The 1,519-nt window shown below is 46.7% G+C and carries 2 protein-coding genes and 2 pseudogenes; 1 reads left to right on the top strand and 3 read right to left on the bottom strand.

Translation table 11 applies throughout. From position 1 onward, the window contains the following. Window positions 1–236, bottom strand: a pseudogene (locus F6K49_RS48045) (hypothetical protein); the annotation flags it as partial. A gap of 35 nt (window positions 237–271) precedes the next feature. On the opposite strand from F6K49_RS48045, the pseudogene F6K49_RS48040 reads away from it, so the two are divergent. Next, window positions 272–433, top strand: a pseudogene (locus F6K49_RS48040) (IS701 family transposase); the annotation flags it as partial. 115 nt (window positions 434–548) lie between these two features. On the opposite strand, the gene F6K49_RS48035 reads toward F6K49_RS48040, so the two are convergent. Continuing rightward, window positions 549–695 carry a hypothetical protein gene (locus tag F6K49_RS48035; RefSeq protein ID WP_293109680.1) on the bottom strand — a complete coding sequence of 49 codons (147 nt, stop codon included), beginning with the start codon at window positions 693–695 and terminating at the stop codon, window positions 549–551. A gap of 58 nt (window positions 696–753) precedes the next feature. After that, on the bottom strand, window positions 754–1,519 hold a 766-nt coding region (locus tag F6K49_RS48030), incomplete at its 5' end, for a Uma2 family endonuclease (protein ID WP_293109678.1).

The raw sequence follows: 1,519 nt of genomic DNA, 5'->3' as shown, positions 1-1,519 counted from the left end.
CGGTCTTGGGGAGGCAGCGCGGTCTTGGGGAGGCAGCGCGGTCTTGGGGAGGCAGCGCGGTCTTGGGGAGGCAGCGCGGTCTTGGGGAGGCAGCGCGGTCTTGGGGAGGCAGCGCGGTCTTGGGGGTCTCCCCCATGAGCGACTGCCGTGGTCTCCCCCATGAGCGACTGCCGTGGTCTCCCCCATGAGCGACTGCCGTGGTCTCCCCCATGAGCGACTGCCGTGGTCTCCCCCATGAGCGACTGCCGTGGTTTCCCCCATGAGCGACTGCATCAAGACATTGACTGGCATACAATCTTGTCAGTGTCGTAAATCTCGAATCCAAAGAAACCATATTGCTTGTGCTATTTTGGTGTGGAATTTTCTGAAAAGACTAGCTTACTTGACTAAATGTACAGTTTATAAAATTAAGCACCAAAGTTTATCTTCATAGTTAACTAAAGAACTTAAAAAACCTTCTTTAGTTATGAATTTAGTCTGATCAGAATCTACGACCTATCTGGTGTCTTTGCGTAAGTCCTGTGTAACTATGGAGTCCTATAGCATTTTTATTTTAGTTGTGAACATAGGATTGATGCTAAAAGGGAACAGGGAACAGCGGATCTGGGAACAGCGGATCTGGAAACAGTAGGAAAGAGCTCCGAAGAGTTTTTGATGTTAGTGCGATCGCTCTTGTAGGGTGGGCAAATGAACATGATATTTGATCTAATTGCCAAACTCTCATTATTTGCCCACCCTACCCTACCTAAAATTTCAATCTTCTGGCTCAACACCCATTGCTCGCAATTGAGCTGCTAGACGTTCAGCTCGTTGATGTTCTCGTTCAGCTCGTTGACGTTCTTGTTCAACTAGCTGTCTTTCTTTCTCAACCGGTGTAGGAATCCAATTTTCGGCTGCATCGTACCAACGCAACCAAAGTCGGTTTAACTCTTGATAGTATCCTGACCACAATCCTAAACCTAGTTCTATTTCTGGAAGCCAGAATTTGTCACCGTTGAGAATCACTTCCCGATAGCTGTTGCGCACTAATTCAAACAAGCGCAGTTTATTGCTATTACCATTGAAGACCACGTAATAGGGAATCCGTAGCATCCGTTCGTAGACTTCCCATTTAGTTGGGGGTTGGTTGGCTTGTGGCCTAACTTCCCCTAAGTCTTCTTTCTGTGTACTAGGAGAAAGTAATTCGATGGCAATAAAAGGAGCTACTCCTTCCTGCCAGATCACGTAACTCAACCGGGATTCTCTTTGTTCGTACAAACGATCCACTCCCAAGACAGCAAACCAATCGGGACGTTTATACCAAGTAGGATGTTTCAGATTGTAGTAGATATTAAGATCGCTAGCAACGAGAATTTGGTTTCTAGGATAATTGGGGGGGAAAAACGTTTTTTCCAGTAAGTCTGCTTGCCAAATATGGTATTGATCTGGCAATCCTGAATCCTCCTTTTCTTCGCTAGGTAGATCATACATTGTCGGTAGGATTTCTTTCGGGGGTCGGGGCGGATCGCTTTGTTGATAC

The organism is Moorena sp. SIO3I6 (assembly GCF_010672095.1).
The sequence above is the reverse complement of the archived record's forward strand: the minus strand, read 5'-3'. Positions and strand labels throughout refer to the sequence as shown.

Coding starts and splice junctions, on each gene's coding strand:
- F6K49_RS48035 (WP_293109680.1), bottom strand. CDS start 695: ATGTTCATTTGCCCACCCTACAAGAGCGATCGCACTAACATCAAAAAC.